General features: G+C 71.0%; 26 protein-coding genes. 14 read left to right on the forward strand and 12 right to left on the reverse strand.

The genetic code is table 11. The annotated features are described in order from the left end of the window. The first annotated feature begins 4 nt into the window (after positions 1-4). Positions 5-1,792 carry an ABC transporter permease subunit gene (locus OG272_RS45425; protein ID WP_405895932.1) on the forward strand — a complete coding sequence of 596 codons (1,788 nt, stop codon included), beginning with the start codon at positions 5-7 and terminating at the stop codon, positions 1,790-1,792. A 147-nt stretch (positions 1,793-1,939) separates the two neighbouring features. On the opposite strand, the gene OG272_RS45430 is transcribed toward OG272_RS45425, so the two are convergent. After that, positions 1,940-2,755, reverse strand: a complete 816-nt coding sequence (locus tag OG272_RS45430; RefSeq protein ID WP_405895933.1) for an SAM-dependent methyltransferase — start codon at positions 2,753-2,755, stop codon at positions 1,940-1,942. A gap of 385 nt (positions 2,756-3,140) precedes the next feature. Here OG272_RS45430 and OG272_RS45435 point away from each other — a divergent pair, with 385 nt between their 5' ends. Then, a complete protein-coding gene (locus OG272_RS45435) occupies positions 3,141-3,416 on the forward strand; it encodes a glycoside hydrolase family 95-like protein (protein ID WP_405895934.1) in 276 nt (91 codons plus the stop codon). 215 nt (positions 3,417-3,631) lie between these two features. Here OG272_RS45435 and OG272_RS45440 read toward each other — a convergent pair whose 3' ends face one another. After that, on the reverse strand, positions 3,632-3,922 hold the full coding sequence (locus tag OG272_RS45440) for a hypothetical protein (RefSeq protein WP_405895935.1): 291 nt from the start codon (positions 3,920-3,922) through the stop codon (positions 3,632-3,634). A 316-nt stretch (positions 3,923-4,238) separates the two neighbouring features. Here OG272_RS45440 and OG272_RS45445 point away from each other — a divergent pair, with 316 nt between their 5' ends. The 8 genes from OG272_RS45445 (at position 4,239) to OG272_RS45480 (ending at position 13,433) form a co-directional block, all read left to right on the forward strand. Next, positions 4,239-4,982 carry a DUF5701 family protein gene (locus tag OG272_RS45445; RefSeq protein ID WP_405895936.1) on the forward strand — a complete coding sequence of 248 codons (744 nt, stop codon included), beginning with the start codon at positions 4,239-4,241 and terminating at the stop codon, positions 4,980-4,982. Between the two features lie 240 nt (positions 4,983-5,222). Then, entirely contained in the window at positions 5,223-6,245 is a 1,023-nt protein-coding gene (locus OG272_RS45450; RefSeq protein ID WP_405895937.1) for a sulfotransferase family protein, read from the forward strand. A 230-nt stretch (positions 6,246-6,475) separates the two neighbouring features. Beyond that, positions 6,476-7,000 (forward strand): GtrA family protein, encoded by a 525-nt coding sequence (locus tag OG272_RS45455; RefSeq protein ID WP_327726309.1) that lies wholly within the window; start codon positions 6,476-6,478, stop codon positions 6,998-7,000. Positions 7,001-7,284: 284 nt separating this feature from the next. Beyond that, positions 7,285-9,240: a calcium-binding protein gene (locus OG272_RS45460; protein WP_405895938.1), complete on the forward strand. Its 1,956-nt coding sequence runs from the start codon at positions 7,285-7,287 to the stop codon at positions 9,238-9,240. Positions 9,241-9,770: 530 nt separating this feature from the next. Further along, the gene (locus tag OG272_RS45465; RefSeq protein ID WP_326573727.1) at positions 9,771-10,187 is read left to right on the forward strand and encodes a hypothetical protein; all 417 of its coding nucleotides are present in this window, start codon (positions 9,771-9,773) and stop codon (positions 10,185-10,187) included. Between the two features lie 145 nt (positions 10,188-10,332). Beyond that, positions 10,333-11,469 carry a hypothetical protein gene (locus OG272_RS45470; RefSeq protein ID WP_327726307.1) on the forward strand — a complete coding sequence of 379 codons (1,137 nt, stop codon included), beginning with the start codon at positions 10,333-10,335 and terminating at the stop codon, positions 11,467-11,469. 309 nt (positions 11,470-11,778) lie between these two features. Continuing rightward, positions 11,779-12,348 carry a snapalysin family zinc-dependent metalloprotease gene (locus OG272_RS45475; RefSeq protein ID WP_327726306.1) on the forward strand — a complete coding sequence of 190 codons (570 nt, stop codon included), beginning with the start codon at positions 11,779-11,781 and terminating at the stop codon, positions 12,346-12,348. Between the two features lie 224 nt (positions 12,349-12,572). Continuing rightward, positions 12,573-13,433 carry an oxygenase MpaB family protein gene (locus OG272_RS45480; RefSeq protein WP_326573722.1) on the forward strand — a complete coding sequence of 287 codons (861 nt, stop codon included), beginning with the start codon at positions 12,573-12,575 and terminating at the stop codon, positions 13,431-13,433. Between the two features lie 510 nt (positions 13,434-13,943). Here the strand turns inward: OG272_RS45480 and OG272_RS45485 are convergent. The 3 genes from OG272_RS45485 to OG272_RS45495 all read right to left on the reverse strand — a co-directional run bounded on the left by OG272_RS45485 (position 13,944) and on the right by OG272_RS45495 (position 16,101). After that, positions 13,944-14,672 (reverse strand): dienelactone hydrolase family protein, encoded by a 729-nt coding sequence (locus OG272_RS45485; protein ID WP_327726304.1) that lies wholly within the window; start codon positions 14,670-14,672, stop codon positions 13,944-13,946. Between the two features lie 351 nt (positions 14,673-15,023). Continuing rightward, positions 15,024-15,371, reverse strand: a complete 348-nt coding sequence (locus tag OG272_RS45490; RefSeq protein ID WP_327726303.1) for a hypothetical protein — start codon at positions 15,369-15,371, stop codon at positions 15,024-15,026. Positions 15,372-15,408: 37 nt separating this feature from the next. Then, on the reverse strand, positions 15,409-16,101 hold the full coding sequence (locus tag OG272_RS45495) for a TetR/AcrR family transcriptional regulator (RefSeq protein WP_327726302.1): 693 nt from the start codon (positions 16,099-16,101) through the stop codon (positions 15,409-15,411). Between the two features lie 148 nt (positions 16,102-16,249). Here OG272_RS45495 and OG272_RS45500 point away from each other — a divergent pair, with 148 nt between their 5' ends. Genes OG272_RS45500 through OG272_RS45510 form a run of 3 tightly spaced genes read left to right on the forward strand, consistent with a single transcriptional unit; the run spans position 16,250 to position 17,624 of the window. Further along, positions 16,250-16,921, forward strand: a complete 672-nt coding sequence (locus OG272_RS45500) for an SDR family NAD(P)-dependent oxidoreductase (RefSeq protein ID WP_327726301.1) — start codon at positions 16,250-16,252, stop codon at positions 16,919-16,921. Between the two features lie 41 nt (positions 16,922-16,962). Beyond that, positions 16,963-17,421 (forward strand): hypothetical protein, encoded by a 459-nt coding sequence (locus tag OG272_RS45505; protein WP_327726300.1) that lies wholly within the window; start codon positions 16,963-16,965, stop codon positions 17,419-17,421. A 14-nt stretch (positions 17,422-17,435) separates the two neighbouring features. Then, entirely contained in the window at positions 17,436-17,624 is a 189-nt protein-coding gene (locus OG272_RS45510) for a hypothetical protein (protein WP_405895939.1), read from the forward strand. 153 nt (positions 17,625-17,777) lie between these two features. On the opposite strand, the gene OG272_RS45515 is transcribed toward OG272_RS45510, so the two are convergent. The 5 genes from OG272_RS45515 to OG272_RS45535 all read right to left on the reverse strand — a co-directional run bounded on the left by OG272_RS45515 (position 17,778) and on the right by OG272_RS45535 (position 22,344). Further along, positions 17,778-18,608 carry an amidohydrolase family protein gene (locus OG272_RS45515; protein WP_405895940.1) on the reverse strand — a complete coding sequence of 277 codons (831 nt, stop codon included), beginning with the start codon at positions 18,606-18,608 and terminating at the stop codon, positions 17,778-17,780. Continuing rightward, the gene (locus OG272_RS45520) at positions 18,605-19,687 is read right to left on the reverse strand and encodes a tyrosine-type recombinase/integrase (RefSeq protein ID WP_405895941.1); all 1,083 of its coding nucleotides are present in this window, start codon (positions 19,685-19,687) and stop codon (positions 18,605-18,607) included. Before OG272_RS45520 ends, OG272_RS45515 begins: the two co-directional genes overlap by 4 nt. 268 nt (positions 19,688-19,955) lie before the next feature. Beyond that, positions 19,956-20,381, reverse strand: coding sequence for a DUF6003 family protein (locus OG272_RS45525; RefSeq protein ID WP_326573704.1), 426 nt, complete (start codon positions 20,379-20,381; stop codon positions 19,956-19,958). 279 nt (positions 20,382-20,660) lie between these two features. Next, positions 20,661-21,884, reverse strand: a complete 1,224-nt coding sequence (locus OG272_RS45530; protein WP_405895942.1) for a phospholipase D-like domain-containing protein — start codon at positions 21,882-21,884, stop codon at positions 20,661-20,663. Between the two features lie 289 nt (positions 21,885-22,173). Next, positions 22,174-22,344, reverse strand: coding sequence for a hydrophobic protein (locus tag OG272_RS45535; RefSeq protein ID WP_326573700.1), 171 nt, complete (start codon positions 22,342-22,344; stop codon positions 22,174-22,176). A 558-nt stretch (positions 22,345-22,902) separates the two neighbouring features. On the opposite strand from OG272_RS45535, the gene OG272_RS45540 reads away from it, so the two are divergent. After that, entirely contained in the window at positions 22,903-23,352 is a 450-nt protein-coding gene (locus OG272_RS45540; RefSeq protein ID WP_326573698.1) for an ATP-binding protein, read from the forward strand. Positions 23,353-23,457: 105 nt separating this feature from the next. Here the strand turns inward: OG272_RS45540 and OG272_RS45545 are convergent, their stop codons facing one another. Next, the gene (locus OG272_RS45545; RefSeq protein ID WP_328224615.1) at positions 23,458-24,303 is read right to left on the reverse strand and encodes an RNA polymerase sigma factor SigF; all 846 of its coding nucleotides are present in this window, start codon (positions 24,301-24,303) and stop codon (positions 23,458-23,460) included. A 249-nt stretch (positions 24,304-24,552) separates the two neighbouring features. Beyond that, positions 24,553-25,743, reverse strand: a complete 1,191-nt coding sequence (locus tag OG272_RS45550) for a PP2C family protein-serine/threonine phosphatase (RefSeq protein ID WP_327726293.1) — start codon at positions 25,741-25,743, stop codon at positions 24,553-24,555. Positions 25,744-25,897 lie beyond the last annotated feature (154 nt).

Here is a 25,897-nt window from a genome sequence, read left to right on the forward strand (position 1 = left end):
ACCGATGCGGATCACGTCGTCGGCCGGTGCCCAGGCCCATCCGACCCGGTGGCGCGCGGGGACGGGCCGTGTCGTCGCGGGAGCGGCGCTGCTGGCGGCCGTGGCCTTCCTGCCCTGGCTGTCCGGGATCGACCCCGCGCTGACCGTCCTGCGTGCCCGCTCCGCCGACCAGGACCCGACCCCGGCCCAGTTGACCGCCGTACGCGAACAACTGGACCTGGACGAGGGGCCGTTCGCCCATCTCTCGGGATGGCTGGCCGGACTGGCGGGCGGGGACGCGGGTACCTCCTGGGTGTCGGGCGAACCGGTTCTGCCCCAGGTGATGACCGCCCTCGCGGTCTCCGTCACGCTCATGCTCGGCGCGCTGGCCGTCACGACCGCGGTGGCCGCGCTGGTCTGCGCCCGCACCCTCCGCCTCGGCTCCCGGCGAGGGCTGCGGCAGAGACGGGCGGGCACCGCCGCCGCCGTCCTCGCCGCGTTGCCCAAGTTCCTGCTCGCCTCACTGCTCGCGACGGTGTTCGGGGTGTGGCTGGGCTGGTTCCCCTCCCAGGGCTGGGCGGGACCGCAGTCGATGGTGCTGCCCGCCCTCGCCCTCGGCGTGCCCTCCGGGGCGATGATCGGCGGTCTCCTCGACCAGTCCCTGCCCGCCGCCTTCAACGAGCCGTGGGCACGGACCTGGCGCGCCCACGGATACGCGGGCGGGCGCATCGCGCGCACCGCGCTGCGCAGCGCCCTGGCCGGGGTGCTCCCCCAACTCCTGCCGACCGTCGTCGCCCTGGTCGGCGGTGCGGTCGCCGTCGAGAAGATCTTCAACATTCCGGGCCTCGGCCGACTCGCGCTGGACGCGGCGATCGCCCAGGACATGCCGCCGCTGCAGACCGCGACGCTGGCCCTGGTCCTGCTCGGTGTCTGTGCCGGCTTCCTGATCCAGGCGGCGCGTCACACTCTGCTCGGCCCGGCCCTGCGGGACGGCGCGCTGCCCGCCCTGCACCCGCCCCGGCTCACGCGACCGCGGTCGCTGCCCTGGGTCATCGGCCTCTGCGCCACGGCCCTGCTCACCCTCGTCGTGGCCGGTCTCCTGCGCGACCCCTTGTACGTGGAGACGACGGCCCGGCTCCTGCCACCCTCCTTCGCGCATCCCCTCGGCACCGACTCGCTCGGCCGCGACCTGCTGGCCCGGCTGGGCCACGGAGCCCTGCGCACCGTCGGCGTGGCCCTCGCGGTGACGGTGGTCAGCGCTCTCGCCGGACTGGTGATCGGTACGACGGCACAGCTGGGGGCGGGCCTGACCGAAGTGGTGTCGACGCTGCCGGCCGTCCTCGCCGCTCTGCTCACGACCGCGGTGACCGGACCGTCGGTCTGGGGCGCCGCGTGCGCGGTGTGCGTGGTGGCCTGGACCCCGTACGCCGCTCAGACGGCCGCCCTGCTGGAACAGGAACGGGCCAGCGGCCACCTGCTCGCGTCGATCTCCTTCGGCGCGGGCCCCGCGTACCTCCTCCGCCACCACCTGCTGCCGGCGGTCCTGCCCGCGCTGGTGCGCAACGCCCTGCTGCGGCTGCCCACCACCGTGCTCGTCCTGGCTTCCCTGGGCTTCCTCGGCCTGGGCGAACAGCCGCCCACCCCGGAGTGGGGCCGTCTGCTCTCCGAGAACCAGCCCTACGCGGAACTGGCCCCCTGGACCGCACTCGCCCCGGCCGCCGCCCTCGTCCTCCTCTCCTTCCTCGCCGTCTCCACCACGACATGGGGACGCGCCGGGACCCGCCGCCGCGCCCCCGGGCCCGGTCCCACCTGACCGGACGACAACGCCGGGATCAACCGCGTCGAACCCGGGACCCCGTCCGCGCCGCCGGGGACATCGCGGGCGCCGGTCGGGTCGTGCCGGTGAGCGCCGCCCCGCGTCCCCGGGCTCGCCGGGTCCTGACCCCACGACGCGGCGGTGTCAGTGTTTCCGGGCCACTGCCCCCAACTGGGGTACGACGGTGGGCCCGTCGCCGGGTTCAGGGCGCCACAGGGAGCACGGGACGAGGCCCGGATCCAGGAGGGTGAGGCCGTCGAAGTACCGGCCGATCTCCTTGGCGCTGCGAGCGGTGACCGGCGGTTCGGCGTGGGCGTTCCAGAATGCCATCGCCTCCAGCTGGAGGTCGCCGCCGAGTTCGGGCTCGGCGGTGGGGTGGGTCAGCACGAGGAAGCTGCCGGGGGCGAGCGGCTCCAGGAGTCGGCGCGCGATGGCCTGCGCCTCGGTGTCGTCGAGGACGAAGTTGAGGATGCCGAGCAGCATCAGCGCGACGGGCTCGGTGAAGTCGAGTGTCCGACCGGCGATGCGCAGGATGGCGTCGGGGTCGTGCGCGTCGGCGTCGATGTAGGCGGCGGCGCCTTCCTCCGTGCTGGTCAGCCGGGTGCGGGCGTACGCCAGAACGACAGGGTCGTGGTCGACGTACACGATCCTCGACGAGGGCGCGATGCGCTGGGCGATCTCGTGGGTGTTCTCCAGGGCGGGCAGGCCGGTGCCGATGTCGAGGAACTGGCGTATCCCATGGTCCTCGGCGAGATGGCGCACCGCGCGGATGAGGAACCGCCGGTCGGCGGACGCGATGTCGCGGATGACGGGAATCATGCCGGCGACGTGATCACCGACCTGCCGGTCGACCTCGTAGTTGTCCGTGCCGCCCTGCCAGTAGTTCCAGACGCGGGCGTTGTGCGCCGTGCCGGTGTCGGGTCGCTCGTGCGGGGTGCCGGTGGCCTGGTTCTCGCTCACGTCTTCCTCTCCTCGCACGCCCAAGGATCCGACATGTCTTCCTCTCCTCGCACGCCCAAGGATCCGATGGCGGTGGGCAGTTGTGGCCCGTTGCGGCGTGACGTGGCGTCATTGTGCCGTTGCGGCTCTCTGCCGCGTCGGGGAATCGGCCGATCAAGACCCGAGCCGACGGCCCGCACGGACCCTGCTGGGAGAGTCAGTGCCGCACACCCCTAGACATCCGATCTCTTCTCCGGCGACGATGATCACGCCCCCGACTGGCGTCGGTGAGGCTGCACTTCCACCGTGAAAGAGCCGATGAATGGGCCGGGAGATCTCGTTGTGACCAATGAATCCCAAGCCCGCCTCGTAGCGCGCCAGCCGGGCATCGGTCCCGCCCTTCCAGATGGACGGCAACTTCGGCATCTCGGGGGCCGTGGCGGAAATGCTCCTGCAGAGCCACGACGGAGTCATCCACCTGCTGCCCGCCCTGCCGGACACGTGGAAGGCCAAGGGCGCCTTCACCGGCCTCCGCGCCCGTGGCGGCTACGAGGTCAGCTGCGAGTGGCGCGACGGAAAGGTCACGTCCTACGAGATCGTGGCCGACCGGGCGCGCGGACGCGGCAAGGTCACGGTGCGGGTGAACGGCATCGACACCAAGGTGAAACCGGTCAAACCCTGACGGCGGCTCCCCCGCTCTTGACGGCGCCTCACTGTTCGGACGGCGACTCACGTTCGGACGGCGACTCGCCTGCCCGACGCCTCTCGCCGCGGTCGCCACGTTCGCCTCCGCGACCTCCGCGACCGGGACCGTGAACCTCGACCACGGTCCCGGCCGGGGCCGACGAGAGGGTGTGACAGAGCCTGCCGACCTGCCGGAGCGAGGGAACGCCCAGCTCAGGGTTTGCTGGCGGCCTCGGCTGCGTTGCCGGCGTCGGCCGCCTCGTCCCGCGCCATGTGAAGAAAGCGCCGGATCGCTTCGACCGACATGTCGAGCGCCTCGGACGCGGACTGCTCGTCGCCGAACACCTGCACAGCCTCGGTGACCGCCACGGCCAGCTCGGCTTCTGCCTTGCGGACCTTGCCCTCGGCCTTGTCCACCGTGTCGACGACCGACAACTGGCGGCGCTGCTTCTCCTGAAGCCGCTGTTTACGGGAAAGCGTCCTGTCGACGTTCTGCACAGTCATGCCCAAGATCATAATGGCCTGGGCGTGTGCCCTGAAACGGTCAACTCGCCTTGCTCTCAGCGGGGTTCGCTCGTCGGCGGGCTCCCGGTGCAACCGGGTGGCGCAGGAGGTCAGGAGGGCAGTGAGGTGAGCCCGGATCCCGGATCCCGGATCCCGGATCCCGGATCCCGGATCCCGGATCCCGGATCCCGGATCCCGGATCCCGGACACGTGCGGGGTCGTGATCACGAGAGGGGACGGATACGGCGGCGGGAACGTTCTGGTGGGCGGTCTCGTTGCCTCTGCGCCCGTTTCCGTCGCCGTTCCTGGGAGCATCGTGCCCGAAACCACGCCCGCCACCGCCACAGTCCTCCCCGCACTTCCGACCCTGAGCGCGCAGGCCGAGCGACTGATCGAGCTGGGCGTGCACGAGCTCGCCGGACTGTCCGTCGGTGAGCTTCGTACCTTCGCCGACTCGGCCGAGGCGGCCAAGTCGGCTGAGGTGCCTGTCGGCAGCGACAGCGACACCGACAGCGACACCGGCGGTGACAGCGAAGGCGAAGGCGACGGCGCTCTGCTCGCGATTCACCCTGACCTCGTCCCGGCCTCCGCCCTGGCGCCGCTGCTCCGCCGGAACGGCAAGCCGGGCTTCGTCGTCATCGACATGCCCGACGTCGACGGCTTCGCCCCCTGCGGCGTCGAGCTGCCCGACACCCGCCTCTACCTCGTCACCGGCCTCGACCGCGGGGACCACATGGCCAACTGGAGCCCGGACGAGGCACTGCCGGCCCTCACCAAGGAGGATCGCACCCCGCTGCTGCTCACCGAGGGCATCCACTGGGTGCTCCAGCAGCCCGAGGTCCTCGAGCGCAACCACTGCTTCATGACCATCGGCTCCCGGCTGCGCAAGGCGAACGGCACCCTGGACGCCCGCACCCCGGCGATCTGGATCAGCAACGGCACCGGGCGCGACGGCCGCGAGCGCCGCGACGCACCCAAGGTCGGCTGGTGCTGGTGGGGCAACCGGCACACCTGGCTGGGCTTCGCCTCCGCGACGAGCCGCAGGGTCCAGGATTCGTAAGGGCCTGATGACAGGGTGGGAACGGGGAGGACCAGCGAACCGCCGGCGATGCGAGGGGACTCTCATGACACGGACGCCGGACACCTCGGCGGCAGCCGACGGCGGTTCGCCCTCGGGATCGAGAAGTCAGCGGGTGTCCGCGTCCGGCGCACCCCCGAGGGCGCTGTTCCGGCAGAGTGGTGCGGGACGTACGGTGCATGCCCCCGTGGACGCGCCGGTCGCACCATTCGAGAGGGGATCATGCGTTCTCTGACCTTCGTCTTCGGTACGGGGCGCAGCGGCTCGACGGCGTTGTCACGCATCCTCAACGCCCATCCGGACGTGCTGAGCCTGAACGAGTTCATGGCCTCGGTGGGCGACGCGTCCTTCCCCGGGGGCAAGGTGGGAGGCGAGGAGTTCTGGCAGGCGCTCTTCCGGCCCGCGCCGCATTTCGAGCGGATGATCCGCAGCGGGCTGCCCCTGCCCGAGTTCCTCTACACCCGTCGCCCCGGCAGGTACTCGGCGCGGACGACGGGGATTCCCGCGCTCTCCCTGATGGTGCTGCCCCACCTCACCGACGATCCCGACAGGCTCCTCGACGAACTCGGCGCAGCGGTGGTCCGGTGGCCGGAGCGCGGCGCCGCCGAGCACCACCGGGCCCTGTTCGGCCTGCTCTGTGCCCGGCTCGGACGCACCGCCGTCGTGGAACGCTCCGGGTACTCGACCGGCTGGGCACCGGGACTGCGGGAGGCCTTCCCGGACGCGAAGTTCGTGCACATGTTCCGCGACGGCCCGGACTGTGCCCTGTCCATGAGCCGCCACCCCGGGTACCGCACCATCTCCCTGCTCCGCGAGATCAGGACCCGCTCCGGCATCGACAGCTTCGCCGACCTGACCCCCGAGCACGTCCGGGCCCTGCCCCCGGACCTGGCGCCCCTGCTCGACGAACGCTTCGACCCCGCCCTCGTACGCGACCGGCACATCCCCCTGCGGACGTTCGGCACCCTGTGGTCCGAACTCGTCACCGAGGGAACGCAGTTCCTCACCCGGCTCCCCGCCGACCGGCGCACCACCCTCGCCTACGAGAACCTCCTGGACCACCCTGTCGAAGAGCTGTCCCGCCTGGCGGAGTTCATCGGCGTGGCCCCGCTGCCACGCTGGCTGGACACGGCGTCCACCCTGCTCGACCACGGCCGGCGAGGCTCCGCCCTGACCCTGCCCGCCGCCGAACTCGCCGAACTGCGGGACACCTGCGCCCCGGGCATGGACGCCCTGGAGATATAGCGTTCAGCTTCAACCATTGCAATGAACTCTGGTGAGGTTGTTGCATTCGCTTCAGATTCGTTGCAACGAAAATCCTGCCTTGGCCTGCACTCATCCAGAATATACGCAACAATTGTGTTGCCGTTTATGTGAATGCAACGTAGCGTTTCCGTATCAAGAAACAGCGCCTCGATGGCCTACCGGGTCGGAGGCGCGTGTTTCGCGGAGTGGGCGATCAAGGGGGTCAGGCCATGGACACGGTGCAGAGTCGGCAACAGGCGGCCCCCGGCGCCTGCACCGCCTTCGCCCGCTTCGTGTTCTGCGGCGGCGGCGTGGGGCTCGCGTCCAGCTTCGCCGTGGCGGCCCTCGCCTCCTGGATGCCCTGGGTCCTGGCCAACGCCCTGATCACGGTGGTCTCCACACTCCTGGCCACCGAGCTGCACGCCCGCTTCACCTTCGGTGCGGGCAGGCGCGCGACCTGGCGCCAGCACGTGCAGTCGGCCGGGTCGGCGGCGGCCGCGTACGCGGTGACCTGCGGGGCCATGCTTGCCCTGCAGTGCCTCGTGGTGGCGCCCGGTGCGACGCTGGAGCAGATCGTCTACCTGTCCGCCTCCGCACTCGCCGGTGTCGCCCGGTTCGCGGTGCTGCGCCTCGTCGTCTTCACACGGAACCGCTCACGGGCCGCGGCCGCCGTCCATGCCACCCGCCCCGTGCCCACGGCCCAGGCCCGTACGGCGGCACCCACCGTCCCGTCGGTTCTCTGCCGCGCCGCCTGACCGAGTCGCCGGAACGGCGCGGGCCGTCATCCCTTCCGGCGTCCCGCACCCGCCACGCCGACACCTGTTCGCGTAACGACTTGGGTCGCGCCGGACGTGCTCACCCGCTCGGATGGATTCTCTGCGTCCGGTGAGTGCAACGCCGCTCGTGGCGTCCGCCCGTGTGTGCGAACGACGGAAGGCTGTCGCACATGCATACACCTCATGTGCGACCAGCGTCGCGGCGTCGCGGCGGCCGCCGCCGGACTTGGGCGGCCCGGACCGGGACCGTCGCAGCCACCGTCGTGGCACTCGTCCTGACCCTCCCCGGCACCGCGGCCGCGGCCCCGGGCGACCTGGATCCCACCTTCAGCGGTGACGGCAAGGTGCTCACCGGCATCGCCGACGACGATCGCGCCAACGACGTGGCCGTGCAGTCCGACGGAAAGATCGTCTCTGTCGGCGCCTCCGCCGATTACTCGGTGACGGAGAGCCACTTCGCGCTGACCCGCCACCACACCGACGGGACCCCGGACACCGACTTCGGCGGTGACGGCACGGTGACGACCCCCATCAACAACATGGACCCGGACCTCCAGTGGAGCGAGGCCCACGCCGTGGCGTTGCAGCCCGACGGCAAGATCGTCGTGGCGGGCACCAGCTGGCGGGGGTCCGAGAACTGCTGCTGGTTCACGGTGGCCCGGTACAACACCGACGGCACGCTGGACTCGGGCTTCGGCGGCGGTGACGGCAGGGCGTTCACCGACTTCGGGGGCCCGGACGAGGCCCGGGCCGTGGCGGTGCAGCCCGACGGCAAGATCGTGGCCGTCGGCAGCGCCGGCGGCCAGGTCGCGCTGGCCCGCTACAACGCCGACGGTTCCCCGGACACGGGTTTCGGCGGCGGTGACGGCCAGGTGAGCACCGACCCGGCGCCCGGACTGCCGGAGGAGGGCGGCGACGGGCGGGCCCTGGCGCTCCAGTCCGACGGCAAGATCGTTGTCGGGGGTCAGGTCGGGACGACCCGCTTCGACTTCGTCGTCCTCCGCTACAACCCCGGCGGCACCCTGGACACCGGATTCAGCGGCGACGGCATCGAGCGCACCGACTTCGGCGCGTACGAGTCCGTGGAGGGACTGGCGGTCCAGCCCGACGGGAAGATCGTCGCCGCCGGCGGCAGCAGTGGCAGGTTCGCCCTGGTCCGCTACAACACGGACGGCCCGCTGGACACGGGCTTCGACGGCAACGGCAGGGTGCTGACCCCCGGCGGCGAAGCCGCGGACGTGGCGCTGCAACCGAACGACGGCCGGATCGTCGTCGCCGGAAGCAACGGCCCCGGCGGCGATGTCGCCGTCCTGCGCTACAACCCCGACGGCACCCAGGACACCGGATTCGGCACCGGCGGCGTCGCGGCCGCGGACTTCGGTGGCGGCGACGCCGCCCAGGGTGTGGCCCTGCAGGCCGACGGGAAGATCGTCGCCGCCGGCTGGGGCGGCCCGGACAACGACTTCGCCCTGGCCCGGTTCGAGGGCGGCGGCGCGGCGCCTCCGCCGCCGGCCGGCGTGGACCTGTCGGTGACGAAGTCCGGTCCCGCCACGGTCAGCATCGGCGACCGGCCCACCTACACCGTGCGGGTGACCAACACCAGCACCACGACCTCCGCCACCAACGTCTCGCTGTCCGACACGCTCAGCGGAGTCGCCGTCTCGGTGGTCTCCGCGACCACCGCCTCGGGCACCTGTACCACCACCGCCACCAGCGCGAACTGTGCCCTGGGCACCCTCGCCCCCGGCGCCGCCGCCACGGTGACGGTCGCCGCGGAGCCCCGGGCCACCGGCACCCTCACCGACCGGGCCACGGTCGGCGCCACGCAGACCGACCCGAACTCCGCCGACAACACCGCCACGGCGACCACCACGGTCAACAACGCCCGCGGCTGCACCCGCGTCGGCACCAGCGGCAACGACACCATCACCGGCACCTTCGGCAACGACGTGATCTGCGTCCTCGGCGGCGACGACACCGTCAACGCCGGCAGCGGCAACGACACCGTCCACGGCGGATACGGCCACGACCGCCTCGACGGCGGCTCCGGCAACGACACCCTCAACGCGGGTCCCGGAAACGACAACCTGATCGGCAACTTCGGCACCGACAACCTCAACACCGTCGACAACGTCCCTGGCAACGACACCGCCAACGGCGGCGCCAACACGGACACCTGTACGACGGACGCGGGCGACATCCGCATCAGCTGCCCCTGACCCGTACGCCACCTCCGTGACACCGGGCCCCGCACGACGACGCGTGCGGGGCCCGGTGTGGCGAGCGCACCGCCTCTCGGCGGGGGACGCGCCCGCGCCCGCACCTGCACCTGCGCCTGCGCCCGCGACCACGTACCGCTACGACGTCGACATGGCCCCGGTCGAAGGAGCCGCCGTGCGAGCCCCGTGAACGCGCGGACGGTACCGGCGAGAGCCGCACCGACGGGGCACCGCGGAACTTCCCCGCACGGTCCGCCGGGCGGTCCGCCGAGACCACCTGACCCGCGATCAGGATGGCGCCTGGCACGCCTGGCACGCCTGGCGAACATGGTCCGGCTGGACGGCCGTCCCGGACACGGTGAGGGCGGCAGCGGCCTCGCGCATGACGCGTGGCTCCGGCGCTGTGCGACGCCGCGGCGGGGACGGACGGGTTCCGGCCAACCTGCTCGTTCCTGAGTACGCGTACTCAGGTCCGGAGACGATCACCCCTGCAGACTGTGGCGTCCATGACGGATCAGTGAGGAGTGAGCGTGAACCGGACGAGAGAAGTCCTGGCCGTGACCGTACTGACCGCCTGTGCGCTGGCGGGTGCCGGAGCGGGGCCGGCAGCCGCGGCCGGAGATCCCCTGCTGCCCCACCCCGGCCCGGATGGTCTGGTGTGGGTGGAGGAGCAGACCGGTGACGGCGGGGTCGCGTCGGGAGGCGCCTGGGAGGGCCTGCCGACCGTCCTCACGGTGGCGTGCGAAGGCGGCGGTGACGTCCGGGTGACGATGCGGTCGCAGGACGCGGAGGTCGCCGCGTTCTCCGTCGACTGCCCGGCGGGGACCGCCGGAGTGGGCTCGGTGACGATGGACCCCGGAGTGGTGCGGCGGGGTTCCTTCACCATCGGGGTCGACGCCTCGTCGGAGGAGATCCGGTGGGCGTTGACGGTGACACAGCCGGAGTAGCCGCAGGCCGAGCGGCAGCACGGAGATCTCCTCTCCGGTCCTGCGCCACGACCGGCCTCGGCCGGTCCGACGGTGTCGGCCGAGGCCAGGCCGTGGCGCCTGGCCGCCGACCGGCGGGTCTTCCGGGCCATGTGAGGATGTGGCCATGGCGTGGCTGAGGGAACGCGGGGGGCGGGCGGCAGGGCTCGCGGTCGTGGCGGGTGCGGTGTTGGCACTGACCGCCTGCGGTTCGGGTGGCTCCGCGGAGGGGGACGCCGGGGACCGGGAGTCGAAGTACAAGCGCGTCATCGAGGACCCTCACCCGCGCCCCGCCGATGTCATCGAGGCGGCCGGCGCACCCACCGGCGCGGTCCGCGCGGGCGATGGCTCGCTGCTGCTGACGTACGACGCCGGCAACGTCGAGGACGACGAGGGGCCGGCCGCCACCGCCTGGCGCATCGTCGGCCCCGACGGCCGCACGGTCGCCGAGCACGCGGAACACGCCGACGCGGAGGCGACGCGGCCCGCGTTCAAGGGGGTGAGCGGGGGCTTCGTGGGGGTGCCGCCGGGGGAGGGGACCGAGGGAGCGTACGCCCTCGACGTACGCGGCAAGCGGCACGAAGTCGTCGTCACCGAGACCCCGTTGCGCGTCCGCCCCGACGACGTCCTGCTCGCCGAACTGGAGCCGACCCTCGTCTACCGCCCCGCCACGCGCACCGTGGCGCCCCCGGCCGGGGTGCCCGACGACGCCATCGGCCTCGCCGTCGACGAGGGGGGCACGGTCTGGAGCCTGGAACAACACCTGACCGAAGCCCCCGACCGCGTCGTATGGCAGCGCGACGGTCGCACCCTTGGCTCCACGACCGTCCCGGAGTCCTACGCGGGCGGCGCCCTCGCCGCGCGGGGTGGCACCGTGGCGCTCGCCCTCACCCGGGACGAGGGCGTGCGCGGCCTGTTGGTGACGACGGACGGGGGCGAGCGGTGGCGGACGGTCGTCGCCGGCGACATCCCCTGGAAGGACCTGAAGCGTGGCTCGGAGCTGTTCGTCCTGGAGGTGCTGGCGGACGGGCGGCTGCTCGTCGGCGAGGAGGGCGGCCGCTACTGGCTCGCAGCCGACCGCACCAACAGCGCCTTCCACGCGCTGAAGACGCCGGCGGCCTTCACGTCGCTCACCGTCGACGGCACGACCCTTTACGGCATCACGGACGCGACGACCGCGACGTACGACCTCGTACGGGGCGAAGGGCTGTGGATCTCCACCGACGGCGGACACGAGTGGCAGCGCCACGACCAGCGCGGATAGCGGCACCAGGGCCGGCACCAAGGCCGGCGCCACGGCTGGCACCGCGGCGGTTCGCGGCCCCGCCCGGCGCCCGGAGATCGGGCCGTGGCCGACGAACCGAGGCCGCAGGGACCTCGCGGCCTTCCGGCGGTGTCGGTGGCGTACGGCACACGGCGTACGGCGTACGGCACACGGCGCACGGAACACGGCGCACGGAACACGGCGCACGGCCGGGGCCCTCAGATTGACGGATTAGCCTCCGCTCCTCATGGGCAGCGAGCGGATAGTGTCATGAGCACGACTACCCTTCCCCCCACAAGGAGGTCGATCATGCATGTCCGTACGCTGACCGGCGGCCTGGCCGCTGCCCTGATGGTGTCCCTGTCCCTGTCCCTGACGGGCGGCCAGGCCGTGGCCGCCCCGTCCGAAGCGGCTGATGCTCCCCTGGCCGCCCGTGTGTTCACCTACGACGCGGGTGGCTCCGCGGAGTTCAGGAACGCGGTCGACCGGGGCGCGGCGATCTGGAACGAGAGCGTCGACGCCGTCGAGCTGCGGCCGGCCGCCGCAGGGCAACACGCGAACATTCGGGTCCTCGCGGACAACGGCTGGCCGCGCGCCCTCCCCACAACCCTGGGCAACGGAACCGTCTACATCGGGCGCCAGGCCGTCGACCAGGGCTACGACACGATTCGGATCTCCGCCCACGAACTCGGTCACATCCTGGGCCTGCCCGATCGTAAGCCCGGACCGTGCTCGAGCCTGATGTCCGGTTCCAGCGCGGGCACCGCGTGCACGAACCCGTATCCGAACGCTGCGGAGAAGGCGGAGGTCGAGGGGAACTTCGGTGGCGCGCTCGTCGGGTCGGCCCCGGCGGCGCGTGCCGAGGTGATCGTGGACTGACGCCTGCCGTACCGACGCCTGCCGCACCACATAGGAGGAAGCCCGTACGCCCGGCACGCTGCTCACGCCGGGCAGGTGCGGGCCAGGAGGCCCGACAGCCGAACGCCCGCCCGCGTTTCCGAGGCGGGCGTTCGCGCGTGGGGCCTCCTGGCCAGGGCTGGAGCCATGCCGGCGTTCGGACGGGCATCGCGGACACTGGGTAAGGGGGAGACGGGAGGCCGACCGTGTTGACCGCAGTGCGTGATCAGCTGGGCCAGGCCCTGTTCCGCCGCGTCGCCGGCCCCGACGGGCCGCGGACGCGTGCCCGCATCCACGACACCCCCGGCCCGCGCTGGTTCGGACCGGACCGCCCGATCCGCGTCGTCCACGGTGACGCCTCCATGTTCATCGGCGGGCTGAGCGCACTCCTGCTGCAGTCCCTGCACCCGCTCGCCATGGCGGCGGTGGCCGGGCACTCCGGCTACCGCGGCGACCCGTGGGGCCGACTGCAGCGCACCAGCACCTTCCTGGCCGTGACGACCTACGGCACCGCCGCGGACGCCCAGCGGGCGGTCGACCACGTTCGCGGCATCCACGAACGGATCCGCGGAACGACGGCCGAGGGCGTGCCGTACCACGCGGCCGATCCGCGACTGCTCGGCTGGGTGCACGCCGCCGAGACGGACAGCTTCCTGCGCGCCCACGAACGCTACGGGGCTCGCCCGCTGGACGCCGCCGGCTACGACGCCTACGTCGCCGACACCGCGCGCGTCGCCGAGGCGCTGGGGGTGAGCGAACCGCCACGCGACCGCCGCGAGCTGGCCGAGTGCCTGACCGCATACCGGCACGAACTGCACGCCACGGCCGAGGCCCGGGCAGCCGCCCGCTTCCTGTTGTTCCAGCCTCCCCTGCCCCTTGCGATACGGCCCTTCTACGGTGGGCTGGCCGCGAACGCCGTCGCCCTGCTCCCGCCCTGGGCCCGCGGCATGCTGTGGCTGCCCCGGGTGCCGGTCGTCGAGGATCTCGCCGTACGCCCCACCGGACGGGCCCTGACCCGGACCATCCGCTGGGTCATGACCCCACCTCGCCAGTCACATCCGACGTGATCTCGGCGAGCGCGGGGCAGGACGCCGCTTGAGGCAAGGGACCATGCGCGGCCGTGATCGACCGGGCAGGCCCACATCCGGGGCGGATCGCTTCACGCCCCACCACGATCACCGCGTCGACGTCGACCCGGCCGCCACCGCCCGCCACGTCGGTGCCGTGAGCCTGGCCGATCAGACCACTGCCGTGCGCGGCGGGATGCCGGGGCGGCGAGCCCTCCCGGCGTGGTGGACGGGACCGCGATTCGCCATCGATCGCTGCGTTGTCGGTGTCGGTGTCGTTGTCGTCGGCGGCGACCGCAGCACGGCTTCGCCTCCCAGGACCGCACCCGGTGGCGCGGGCATGGCGGCGATGGCCAGGCTCCCGCGGAGCACGGTGACACCGCGCGCCCGATCCGCGGATCCGCGGTGGGCCGGTCCGCGATCCACGCTGCGGCGGCCCCGGCCGGAGGGCGGGTCGACGCGCCGGGCGGGAACGGTTCCGGCCGACGCGTCGAGCGCTGCGGTCCTGTGTCAGCTCAGATGCCGGGCGAAGAACCGCGACGAGTCGTCGACCTCGAACGACGGCACGTCGCCGTGCCTGCCGGGGTTGGCGTGCAGCGTCTTCTCGTCCGAGGCCAGGGCGTCGAACAAGGCCAGGCTCTGGTCCCGCGGAACCATGTGGTCGTCCCACTGGACGAGGAACCGCACCGGCACGGTGATCCGCGCGGCGTCCTCGGCCAGCCCGTCCACGCCGAGCAGGCCCAGCACTGCCGCGCGGATTCGGGGCTCTGCGGCGATGAGCGGGATGCCGAGTCCGCAGCCCATCGACATGCCGCAGTAGCCGACCGGGCCGACGCCGACCCGGTCGAGACGCTGGACCGCGGTCAGCACCGCTTGCCAGTCCGCGACGGCCTGACCGGCCAGGTGGCTGTGCATGCCGGCGACCAGCGCGCCCGGATTCTCACCGGCGGCCATGCCTGCCCGCATCCGGGCGACGATCCGGCCGAACTCCTCGCCCTTGGGCCGGTCACCGTGGTGGGGCGCGTCGATCGCGACGACCGCGAAACCCTCGGCGGCGTAGCGGCGCGCGCGGGACACGAGGCCCGGGGACGTCTTGTGCTGTCCACCCCCGTGGCCCAGCAGAATCAGGGGACGGGTACCGCGGTCGTCCTGCGGAGCCCACAGCACGCCGGGGATCTCGCCAAGGGTGAAGAACTGTTCGGTGACGGCGTTCGACGACGTCGAGGAGGTGAAGCGCATGAGCGTTTCAAGCCTTTCGGGATGCCTTGTGCGGGCGCTCCCTAGGCCATGCGACGGAGGGAGTCCCGACCTGTGACAGCGTTGATCGGACTCACCTCCTCCATTGCGCGGTGATGCACGGCGGACCCGAAAATATCAGATCATCAAGGGCCTCTGGCAGCCCCCTACCTCTGGCCTGGCCTCCGCCAAGTGAGCGTGGAACTTGGCGACTTCGCTCAGCGGGCGAATTCCGGCGACCCGGGCGACCGGGATGTGACGTGGCCTGCCGCGTGCTCGCTCAGGAGTGTGCCGATTGCTGGTAGTTCCGGCTATCAGAAGTTGCGCAATGCGGTGCTGTGCTACCGCCCGATGTCAGTCGTGACGGGCGAGCTTGACCGCGACGACGAGCAGGATCACGGCCGGCAGCGGAATCAGCACCAGGTTCGGGAACATCCCCAGAAGCAGGCCGCCCAGCACCGCGCCGGCGATGGAGTCTGAGGCCATGATCGTGGTGAAGCGGATGTTGGCGCCGAGGACGGCGAAGCTGCCGTCGCGGCTGTAGCGGGCGAAGGCCACCAGCATGGTCGGCAGGGAGACCAGCACGCGGCCTTCGAGCACGCCGTGTCGCCGGTGCACGCGGAGGTCACCAAGCGCCTCCGCGAACTCTGCGTCGCGGGGACGGAGGCGTACCGGCTCGGCCTGGTCGCCGGGAAGGGGCACCCCCGCGGCGCCTTGGGACGACGACGCGTGCCGACGGTCAGGTGCCGCAGGCCCCGTTTCCGCCGAGGCTGATCATGGCGCGGTACAGCTGCTCCTCTGTGAGCGGCGGTGCCGGTAGCGGGTGGGCGCGGTCGGTTCGGAAGCCGTCGAGCAGAAGGTAGAGGTGGCGGCGCCAGGCGTCCGGGGCGATGGTGTGGGTGGCCTCGGTGACGCGGCTGTGCGACCAGATGACGAAGGCAAGGTCCTCGGGGGTGAGGTCGGGGCGCAGGCTGCCCTGTTCCTGCGCACGCTCGACGATGTGTACACCGAGTTCGCGGATGCGGGTCTGGGCGCCCGCCAGGCAGGCGCTCTCCGGCAACCGTATGGAGGCCAGGTCGTTGAACCCCCGGTCCTGTGACTGGAGTTCGCACATGGTCTCCAGGAAGTGGCACAGCCCCGCCCAGGCGTCATCCATGGTGACGGCCTTCTCGGCAGCCTCCCGCCAGACGGCCAGCTTCCCGGCGAAGGTCGCCTGTACCAGGTCCAGTCGGGTGGGGAAGTGCCGGTACAGCGTGCCGATGGCCAGCCCGGCTCGCTTGGCCACCTGCTCCAGGGGTGCCTCCAGGCCCTGCTCGGCGAAGCAGGAGCGGGCCGCGGTGAGCAGGGCCTCGCGATTGCGCTGCGCGTCGCGCCGCAGGGGGCGGACAGGGGCCGGGTTCCCGGCAGAGGCGGACGGACGGTCGATGGCCATGTCACTCAGCCTACCAACCGGAGGGGTGCCTCATATTCTCTGCTACGATCCAAGAAAATGAGGCTGCCCTCGACTTTCAGTCCTGACCGCTGTCGTGGCGGGAGGTGCCCCTCATCCGTCCAGCCCGTCGACCGGAGGAGCACCATCCATGCCCGTCATCGCCGTCATCGGGGCAGGCCCCGGACTGGGCCTGTCCATCGCCCGCCGCTTCGGAAGGGAGGGTTTCCAGGTCGCCCTGGTCTCCCGGACCCAGGACAAGCTCGACGCGCTCGCCGCACAGCTCGCCGAGGACGGCATCGAGGGCGCGGGCTTCGCCGCGGACGTGACGCGTCCCGACTCGCTGCAGTCGGCGCTCGCCGCGGTCGCCGACCGGTTCGGGGCCGTCGACGTACTGGAGTATTCACCCGCCGACCCCACTTTCGCCGGCGCCGCCGCCGTCGACGCCACGGCCCAGGACCTCCACAAGCAGCTCGACTACTACCTGTACGGAGCGGTCGCCGCGGTCCGTCAGGTCCTGCCCGCCATGCTCGAACGCGGCAGTGGCACCCTGCTGTTCTCCACGGGCGCCTCCTCGGTCCGGCCGAGCGGCGGCCCGTTCGGCAGCATCGGCGTCGCGGCGGCGGCCCTGCGCAACTACGCCATGGCCCTGGGCATCGACCTCGCCGAGCGCGGGGTGCACGCCGCGCACGTGGCGATCGGGGTGTTCATCGGCAGCGGTCCCGGCACCGAGCCCGAGACCATCGCCGAGCACTACTGGAACGCGTACACCAAGCGCGACCAGGCCGAGATCGTCCACACCGTCCCCGGCGGCATCAGGTGAGCACCTCCGGCACACCCGCGGCGAACACGACCAGGCCACCCATGGTGAAGATCTTCCGAGCCGCCAACAAGGTCGTACGTCCGCTGCTCGCCTCCCGCTTCCACAAGCCGCTGAGCGGACGCCTGATGCTGCTCACGTACAAGGGGCACAGAACGGGTCGCCAATTCACGGTCCCCATCGGCTACTTCGACTGGGATCCCGGCACGGTGCTCGCCATGTCCTCCCAGCTCGGCTGGATCCCCAGCATGCGCGAAGGGTCCGCCGTCCGGCTGCGCATCCGGGGCCAGGACCACGCCGCCGTCCCGACGGTCGTCGAGGACCCTGAGGAAGTCGCCGCCCTGCTGGGTGAGTTCGGCCGGCGCAAAGGGCCCAAGGCCGCCAAGGGGCTGATGCTCGGCCTCCCGGGCGACCGGCAGCCCACCGACGACGAACTGCGCACGGCCGCCGCGAAGACCCGCTTGGTCTGCTTCCGGATGGAGCCCGAGCGGCCGGGCCGGTAGCACTCGACCAGCTGATGCGGTCGACGGAGACCCTTCCCGCCCGCAAGCACTCCAACTATGAGCGCCAGGAGCGGATCATCACCGAGGCCCTGGCCGACCGCTGGCCGGACCCTGCACGGCAGCAGGCACTCCGGCTGGTCACCATGGTCGGACTCGGCACACTGCCCCTGGCCATCCGGCTCGATGCGCTGTCACGGGGCTGAGGCGGAACTGCTCGAGGTGCGACGCTTCGGTGGAACACGGGTCGGACGTGGCGGCGGCCAGCACGCCAGGTCCGACCCGTGCCTGGCGGTCACCGGGCGGATGGCCCGCCAGGCCGTCGCTGGACCGCCGCACCGACCGCGACGCGGGACCAGTCACTGGATTCGGTCGAGCCCGAGCAGCTTGTCGGCGTTGCCGTGGGCGATCTTGTCCTTGTCTTCGTCGGACAGGTCCGAATCGGCCAGGAACGGCACGGCACCCTCGTTGCCGATCATCGGGAAGTCCACGGCGTGGATGATCCTATCCACGCCCACGGTGTCGACGCAGTAGCGCAGCTGAGCAGGCAGTTCGGAGGCCAGCTCGACCAGCGCGGTGCTACGTGCCATCCGGGGCCGGATGCCGAGAGCGTGCAGTCTGCGCATCACCTGGCTGCGGCTGAGGGGCCGGCCTGGGTATCGGCCGGGGAACAACCAGCGCTCGGCCGCGGTGGAGCCCGCCACCGCATCGGCGTGAAGGGCGAGCAGGAGTTCGTCCAGAGGTGGAGGCATCTGGGCCGGGATGCTGCCGAGCCGCAGCGCCACCGCATCGGCGGTGAGGTGTACGTCGTCGGTAGTCAGTTCTGCGATGCGGTGGGGCTGCTGTGCGAAGAGCAGAGCGAGGAGGCCGGCGGTCTTGTCCACGATCGGAATCTCCTCGTCGTGGATGAGGCGGCTGACCAGGCTCCAGCGGGCGTCTTGGGCGATGAGTTGGCCGGTGAAAGCGGGGGTACCGAGGGGCACGGCCAGCTGCCGGGTGTGCCCCTTACGGCTGGTCCGGACGAGGAAGCCCTGCACGCGCGGGCCGCGGGCGGGGTTCTCGTCCAGCCAGGCGTCGATGAGGTCCTGGGAGCACGCGCTGAGCGGGATGTTCTGGCTGCTGAGCCAGTTGAGCAGTTGGATCACCTGCGTGACGTAGGCGCGGGCACCGTGGACCTGCCCGTGGGTCAAGCGGTGGCGGCGCGAGACGGTACGTTGTGCAGGGCCTTGTCCAAGACCTTGCGCATCATCGTGTTCATGAAGTCGCTGCTCACGCCGGTGTAGAGCGCGGTTGTCGAGGCGAAGCGGTGCCCCACCTGCCGCTGGACGAACGCCGGGTCCGCGCCGTCCTCGATCTGGTGGGTGACGTGGCTGTGCCGCAGGCAGTGCGGCACAAGGCCGGAATCCAGGCCGAGAGCATCGCGGTACTCGGCGAAGCGGTCCTCGATCTCCCGGGCCTGAAGCCGCCCGCCGCGCTCGGTCGGCCACAGGGCCGCTCCGGCCGAAGTCCGGTAACGCGGACGGATGTTGGCGACGTAGTCGTCAACCGCATCCACGGCCCAGGGCATGACGCTGAGGACCGTCCGTCGCTTCGGCGGCGAACCCTTCGACCTCTTGCCGTACCGGACGTGGAGGGATCCGAACCGGCCCAGTTCCGGGGCCTTGGGATTGCGGTACCAGTCGGCGAGGTCGAGCTTCGACGTCTCCGTGCACCGCAGCCCCCACCCGTAGATGACCTTGTAGACCGTGGCGTCCCGGTAGGCGGCAAGCGCACCCTTTCGGCCGAGTCTGATGGCGCGGTCGACCTGAGCGTCGGCGTAGTCGAGGAAGAGCTGGATTTCCTCCCGCGCCATCGGCCGCCGGCTCGCCTCCCCCTCGTAGTCAACGAGATGGGCAGCGGTGTTCCACTCGTGGCAGATCTGCACCGGGTGCGTGCCGAACCGCAGTTCGCACTCCTGCGGCCACTGGTAGTGCGGCGAGGTGATGTAGTCGCAGAACAGGCTCACGGCCGTCTGATAGCCGCGGATCGTCGACTCCGCACGGTGGAGCTCCGCCATCAGGTACGTCGTCCACTCGTCCATGGCGGCGGCCGACCAGTTCCACGGATACGCCTCGGCGAAGTCGTTGAACTGCCGCACCACGCACAGCCGGTCGTTGATCGTCTTTTGCTGCAGGCGCCGACCTCCACGCTGCTGACGCGTCCAGCCCTCCAACATCGCCTCGAACACGGCGTCTTCGGGATGCAGCAGCGTCACGCTGTCCAGCAGCACCAGCCGGGCGGAGCCCTCACTCAGGTCGGTCGCTCACGCACCCCTCTCCCGCTAGGTGCGCGAATCACGCATCAGATGAACGGGTCACAGCAAGAGGGCAGGTCAGAAGCCCGCTACAAGCTCATACAGGAGGTACCTTGATGCCGCAGACCCCCAGCTCGGACGACTCCGAATCGCGCATCAGACGCAATTCCCCGGGGGTGCCGCCTTCCACCGCGCGGGCGCAGCCGCTCGCCTTCCACTTCCACCGCGCGTGCGCAGCCGCGCGTCAGCCGCTCGCCGCGGCAGCCACCGTCGCGGGATCCACCCCGGTCAGTTCGACGACGCGGTGCGGTGGCACGCCGGCGGCCAGTGCGCGTCCGATCAGGCCGTCCCGGCCGTCCGCGCAGTCGCGGTAGGCGAGCAGTTCCTCCTCCACCTGGGCGAGCGACTCCGGTGCCATCCGGTGGCGGACCCGGCTCAGTTCCTCGTCGCTCAGCGGGACGGGCAGCCGTTCCGCCGTCTCGGGGATGGCCGCCGTCTCCTCCGGCGGCAGGAGACGCAGGTAGGGGGAGGTCGGCGTGCTTCCTTGCGCGCTCAGCCACGCGAGTACCGCGGGAGTCTCCATGCACGCGAGATCCTCGACTGCCGCGGGGGCCACGCCGAGGGGCGCGGATACGTCGTCAAGGAGGAACAGGTACGCGTCGTCGGTCATCCTCGGCCCTTTCTCAACGGTGTCTGATCGACGTCCCAATACCCCGTCGCGGCCGAATTACCGCCGACTCACCGGCGCCGAGTCGCCGTCGCGGGCACGGCGTCGGTTCGCCCCCGGCACGGGACGGATCCGCAGCGCCGGATCCATGACGCGGGCCCCGCCACGGACCGCTCCCGCGACGCTTTCCCGGGTCGTCGGTCGGGTTCGGCGCCTTCGGCGCCTTCGTCTGTGGGCGCCCGCACGTGCGCGCCCATGGGTCGGTCGTGCGTGGGCGGCGGGTCACAGGAACCGGCGGATGGGCTGCACGGCGGCTTCCCGAGCCCTTTGTATGACGGAACGTCTCTTCCAGCGGTCGGCCCGGATGAGTTCGCTCACCGCGATGTCCGCGTCGAAGTGCTCGTCGAGGGCGGCGGTGAACTCCTCGTCGAGCACGGCGAGCATGACCTCCTCGTCATGGTCGAGAGAGCGGCGGTTGAGATTGGTCGAGCCGATCAGCGCGGCGACCTGGTCGACGGTGATGACCTTGGCGTGCATCATCGTCGGCTGGTACTGGTAGATCTTCACTCCGCAGGCGGTGAGGCTCTCGTAGTGGTGTTGGCCGGCCATCTGGCAGACGCGTTTGTCCGTGTGCGGACCCGGCAGCAGGATCTCCACCGCGACCCCGCGCCGGGCGGTGGCACACAGCAGCTCGACGAAGTACGCGTCCGGCGAGAAGTAGGCGGTGGCCAGGCGGAAGCGCTCCTCGGCGGACTCCAGCATGACGCGGATCAGCGTCTGCATGTCCTGCCACCCGATGCTGGCCGAGCCGCGCACCACCTGCACGATCGCGTTGCCCTGCGGGCGGTGCTCGACGAACCGGTCCCGTTCGTCGAAGAGTTCGTCGTGGCATTCGGCCCAGTTCTGGGCGAACGCGGCGGCCACACCGTCCACCGCGGGCCCGCGCACCTCGACGTGCGTGTCGCGCCACTCGTTCTCGTTGCGCGCGTCGCCGCACCATTCCTGGGCGATGCCCACCCCTCCGGTGAACGCGGTCTCCTCATCGACGACGAGGACCTTTCGGTGACAGCGGTGGTTCTGTTTCAGCGGTGAGAGGTACAGCGGCTTGCGGAACCAGGCCACCTGCACTCCGGCCTGCTCCATCGTCTCCAGTTGCTCGGCCTCGATCAGCCGGCTGCCGAACCCGTCCAGCAGCAGCCGCACCCGCACACCGGCGCGGGCCCGTTCCGCGAGGGCGTGGGCGAACTCGCGGGCGATCTCTCCCCTCCAGTACACGAACGTCATCATGTCCACCGTGTGGTCGGCACGGCGGATCGCGTCCAGCATCGCGGCGAAGATCTCGTCTCCGTTGCGCAACGGGGTGAGCGCGTTGCCCTCGGTCGCGGCGACCCCTATCAGGCGCTCCAGACGCCGACGTATCCGCGCCACGCGGTACTCGACGGACGGTGCGCCCGGCACTTCGGGGACTCGCGGAGTCAGCTCGGGCGGTTCCTGCGTACTGGTCATGGCATCCCCTGGCCGGAACGCGAGGTGGAAGCGTGTCGGGCCGCGGTGCCCGGTCCGGCGCGGGCTGAACGGCCAGCAGACTGTACTCGGTGTCCACGGCGACGGCGGCGGGTGAGGCCGTGCGGTCCGCGCCCCCGGAAACCGTCACGCGAGGGCATCCCGGAGGTGCGACCCGCCCACTCAAGACCGCACGGTTCCGCCCCGCGCGGTTCCGTCGCGTATGGGACCGGCTCGTAGGGCCCGGCCGTCATGACGGCCGGGCCCTACGAGGGGTGTGGTGCGGGTCAGGTCACCATCGATACCAGCGGCCGCGGCCACCACCGGTGGTGGTGGAGCGCATCACGAAGCCCAACAGCCACAGCACCAGCACGGCGATGGCCAGCCACCACAGAACCTTGACGGCGAAACCCGCACCGAAAAGGATGACCGCGAGAAGCAGAACAAGAAGCAGGGGAACCATAGTTATCGACCTCCTGCGGCTCCGTGTGCCCTACTAATGCATCTCCATTCCTTGACAGTGCCTTGTTTATGAAGGGGCAGTCAGGGCACTAGCGGCGTCACCGCGACAGCGGCAGGCAAAGGCTATGAGGAGGCCAAGGCCAAGACCGAGCAGGCCGAGGGAAAGGCCAAGGACGCCTTCAAACACTGAGGCGCTGCACCAACACTGAGGCGTTGTCCTCATCGAGTGCCCTTCCGGAAAAGCTCCGGGAAGGCACTCGCTGTGCTGCGGCGAACACCACCCAGGGTGGTGAGTTCGGTGGCGTCACAAATTGCCCCGATCAGCTCCGGAGCCAGGCCTGCGCCACCAGCCGATCGCCGTCCGCACCGGCCTTCTCCGCGCACCTTCGAGAGCACCATCCGTCGAGCGTGCCGACAGCGTCCTTCTCAGCCGGCCCGCCCCCGCTGGTCGACCGAGCCGATTCGGGCCCCATGAAGAAGACGACAGCGGGTAGGCGAAATTACGCCATGGCGACACCTTTGTGATGAACGATATGGAACGACCCACGGGAAGAGTTCTATGGTCACCCCGCTCAAGAACCGTGCATCGGATGAACAGGAACCCGCGGCACCCCTGCGCTACACCGCCGCCTGGGACACGGCCGACGCGTCGATCGCCGAAGCACGGGCGGCCGTACGCACGCTGCTGGTCCAGGCAGGTCACCACCCCGACCATCGGCCGAGCCAGGACGCCCAGCTCGTCGTCAGCGAGCTGGTCACCAACGCGCTGCGCCATGCACCCGGCCCGGGCGGTCTGGCGCTGGAAGTGACACCCGACGCCGCTCTGCTGCGTATCGCCGTGAGTGACAGCTCCCCTCGCCCGCCCGAAGTGCGCGCACACGACGCCCGCCGCGTCGGCGGACACGGTCTGTACCTGGTCAGTCGGCTGTGCGACCAGCTGCAGACCGTCGCCCTGGAAACCGGCAAGCAGATCGTCGCCTACCTCCACCTGCGCAAACCCGCCAACTAGCCGGCGTTCGCGACCGTCTCCACGGCAACGCGGGCCCGACGACTCGGGGAGCCGCCGGGCCACCGCGGGACGTCTGTGCCCGCCACGCTCGGGACGCCCGCTCGCTCAGAGCTGGGTGAGCATGCCTTCCCTCAGCCGGGCGAGGGTGCGCGACAGCAGCCGGGAGACATGCATCTGCGAGACACCCAGACGCTCGCCGATCTGGGCCTGGGTGAGTTCCTCCACGAACCGCATGTGGATGATCTGCCGGTCCCGTTCGTCGAGTTCGGCGATCAGCGGGGCCAGCGCGTGGAAGTCCTCCACCAGCTCCAGACCCTGGTCCTCGGCACCGATGAAGTCCTGCAACGCCGCCTCGCCGTCCTCGCTGCCCCCGATGGTGGCGTCCAGGGAGGAGGAGTTGTAGCCGTTGGCGGCAAGGCGTGCCTCGCACACCTCTTCCTCGGGCAGGCTCATCAGCTCCGACAGTTCCTGGACCGTCGGGGTGCGGCCCAGGCGGCTGCGCAGCTCGTCCGTGGCGCGGGCGAGCTGGACTCGGGCTTCCTGCAACCGACGGGGCACGTGCACGGCCCAGGTGGTGTCACGGAAGAACCGCTTGATCTCGCCCACGATGTAAGGGATGGCGAAGGAGGTGAACTCCACCTCCCTGGAGAGGTCGAACCGGTCGATCGCCTTGATCAGTCCGATCATGCCGACCTGGACGATGTCCTCCATCTCCTCCGGCCCGCGGCTGCGGAACCGGCCGGCCGCGAAGCGGACGAGGGACAGGTTCATCTCGATCAGCGTGTTCCGGGCGTAGCTGTACTCGGGCGTGCCCTCCTCCAGCACCGCCAACTGGTCGAAGAACACCTTGGACAGCTCGCGCGCGTCCTTCGGCGCGACCTGAGAGGGATCGGCGACCTCCGGCAACTCGCCCGCCTGTGTGTCCGTAGCCGTCATGCTCATGAGCGCCATGACATACCCCTCCCACCGTCGAAGCCAACTGTGCTGCCGACCGATTTTGCAGCCGACGCCGACGCGCGAATACCCCGGCATCTCGCATCCATGCCTGCGGAACGGCATTTCGGCACCAGGTCGGCCCGGTATCGACGGGTTCCTCCGCTCTCCAGCCGATCGCTGACGGCGCCCGCGTCCTCAAGGACGATGGCGCCGTCAGGACGATGGCGGTCGCATCGGTGTCGTACGGCGGGCCGCTGTGGCTCATCATCGCGGTCCCGGTCTGGTGTCGGTCGACCCCTCACGGTTGGCGTGCCAGTCCAGTATCAGGACAGTGGCGTCGTCCTTGAGGTTGCCGTGGCAGGCGTCGAGCACGGCGGCGGTCAGGCTGCGGACGGCTTCTCTCGGATGCAGCGCGCGGGTCTCGTGAACGATGGAGGCCAGGTCGGCGGCCGCGGCGCCGCGGTCCTGCATTCCGTCGGTGAGCAGGATCAGACGGTCTCCGGGGCGCAGTTGCAGTTCCTGTACGCGGTAGGGGACGGGTGCCGCCACACCGAAGGGCAGGTTGACGGCGAGCTCGACCTCTTCGACGGTGCTGTCGCGCAGCCGCAGCGGCCAGGGATGGCCGGCGTTGACCAGTTCGCACAGGCCTGTTCCCAGGTCGACGCACAGCAGCTGGCCGGTGGCCAGGCCGCGGCTGTGGCGCAGCAGGGCCTGGTGGGCGTGGTTGGCTTGCATGAGGGCGTCACAACCGGTGCGGCGTGCCCGCCGCAGTGCGCCGACCAGCAACGTGGCCAGCAGAGCGGAGTGCGTGTCGTGGCCCATGGCGTCGGTGATGGACAGGTGCAGGGTGTCGCGGTCGAGGGTGTAGTCGTAGGTGTCGCCACCGATGTCGTCGGCCGGGATCAGCCCGGCGGCGAGGGTGAACTCGGCCGCCTCGCAGCAGGGGGCCGAGGGAAGCAACTGGTGCTGGATCTCCGCGGCCAGGCTCGTCTCGGTGGTGCGCCGGCCCAAATGGTAGAGATCCGTGAAGCGGCGGTCCGTGACGATGATGTAGGCCAGCGCGTGAGCCGCGTCGCGGACCTGCCGGAGCACGGTGTCGTCGGCGGACTGCAGGGTCACCTCCAGGACGCCGATACAGTCGCCGCGATTGCTGACCGGCGTGATCACACGCCGTCCGCCCTGGCCGTCCGGTTCCACATGCTGGCGCTGGCTCCGCAGAACGCTGTCGTAGACACTGCCCTGCAGTTCGATCGACTCGGCATGGTCCGGGACCTCACCGCCTGCCGCGGCGAGCCGTACCAGCCGCTGACCGATGAGGTCCACGAACAGGAACGACACACGCTCCGCACCGAACCGCTTGTGCAGATCGTGAGCTACCACATCGACGGATTCACCGGGCGGCGCCGCCTCCGCAGCGGCAAGCAACTCACCCAGTTCCAGATCTCCACCCTCCACGGCAACCTCCCATCGGCTGCCGAAACTTCTTCCCCGACTCTCCGCAACATCACCCCGACTTCCCATCTTGGCTGGTCGGGTCGGGTCGGGACAGGCCGGAGTCGGGCCGGGGTGGGTCGGCACAGCGGGCCCGGCCGGTGCGTGGGCCGACGCA

The sequence above is a fragment of the Streptomyces sp. NBC_00104 genome, assembly GCF_045160825.1.
Classification (GTDB): Bacteria; Actinomycetota; Actinomycetes; order Streptomycetales; family Streptomycetaceae; genus Streptomyces.

Bases quoted from the DNA above. Each gene is read 5' to 3' on its own strand.
- OG272_RS45500 (WP_327726301.1), top strand. From the start codon at position 16,250: ATGCCCGTCATCGCCGTCATCGGGGCAGGCCCCGGACTGGGCCTGTCC.
- OG272_RS45510 (WP_405895939.1), top strand. From the start codon at position 17,436: ATGCGGTCGACGGAGACCCTTCCCGCCCGCAAGCACTCCAACTATGAG.
- OG272_RS45470 (WP_327726307.1), top strand. From the start codon at position 10,333: ATGGCGTGGCTGAGGGAACGCGGGGGGCGGGCGGCAGGGCTCGCGGTC.
- OG272_RS45540 (WP_326573698.1), top strand. From the start codon at position 22,903: ATGGTCACCCCGCTCAAGAACCGTGCATCGGATGAACAGGAACCCGCG.
- OG272_RS45535 (WP_326573700.1), bottom strand. From the start codon at position 22,344: ATGGTTCCCCTGCTTCTTGTTCTGCTTCTCGCGGTCATCCTTTTCGGT.
- OG272_RS45425 (WP_405895932.1), top strand. From the start codon at position 5: ATGCGGATCACGTCGTCGGCCGGTGCCCAGGCCCATCCGACCCGGTGG.
- OG272_RS45455 (WP_327726309.1), top strand. From the start codon at position 6,476: ATGGACACGGTGCAGAGTCGGCAACAGGCGGCCCCCGGCGCCTGCACC.
- OG272_RS45525 (WP_326573704.1), bottom strand. From the start codon at position 20,381: ATGACCGACGACGCGTACCTGTTCCTCCTTGACGACGTATCCGCGCCC.
- OG272_RS45545 (WP_328224615.1), bottom strand. From the start codon at position 24,303: ATGGCGCTCATGAGCATGACGGCTACGGACACACAGGCGGGCGAGTTG.
- OG272_RS45450 (WP_405895937.1), top strand. From the start codon at position 5,223: ATGCGTTCTCTGACCTTCGTCTTCGGTACGGGGCGCAGCGGCTCGACG.
- OG272_RS45485 (WP_327726304.1), bottom strand. From the start codon at position 14,672: ATGCGCTTCACCTCCTCGACGTCGTCGAACGCCGTCACCGAACAGTTC.
- OG272_RS45505 (WP_327726300.1), top strand. From the start codon at position 16,963: ATGGTGAAGATCTTCCGAGCCGCCAACAAGGTCGTACGTCCGCTGCTC.
- OG272_RS45435 (WP_405895934.1), top strand. From the start codon at position 3,141: ATGGACGGCAACTTCGGCATCTCGGGGGCCGTGGCGGAAATGCTCCTG.
- OG272_RS45475 (WP_327726306.1), top strand. From the start codon at position 11,779: ATGCATGTCCGTACGCTGACCGGCGGCCTGGCCGCTGCCCTGATGGTG.
- OG272_RS45495 (WP_327726302.1), bottom strand. From the start codon at position 16,101: ATGGCCATCGACCGTCCGTCCGCCTCTGCCGGGAACCCGGCCCCTGTC.
- OG272_RS45530 (WP_405895942.1), bottom strand. From the start codon at position 21,884: ATGACCAGTACGCAGGAACCGCCCGAGCTGACTCCGCGAGTCCCCGAA.
- OG272_RS45440 (WP_405895935.1), bottom strand. From the start codon at position 3,922: ATGACTGTGCAGAACGTCGACAGGACGCTTTCCCGTAAACAGCGGCTT.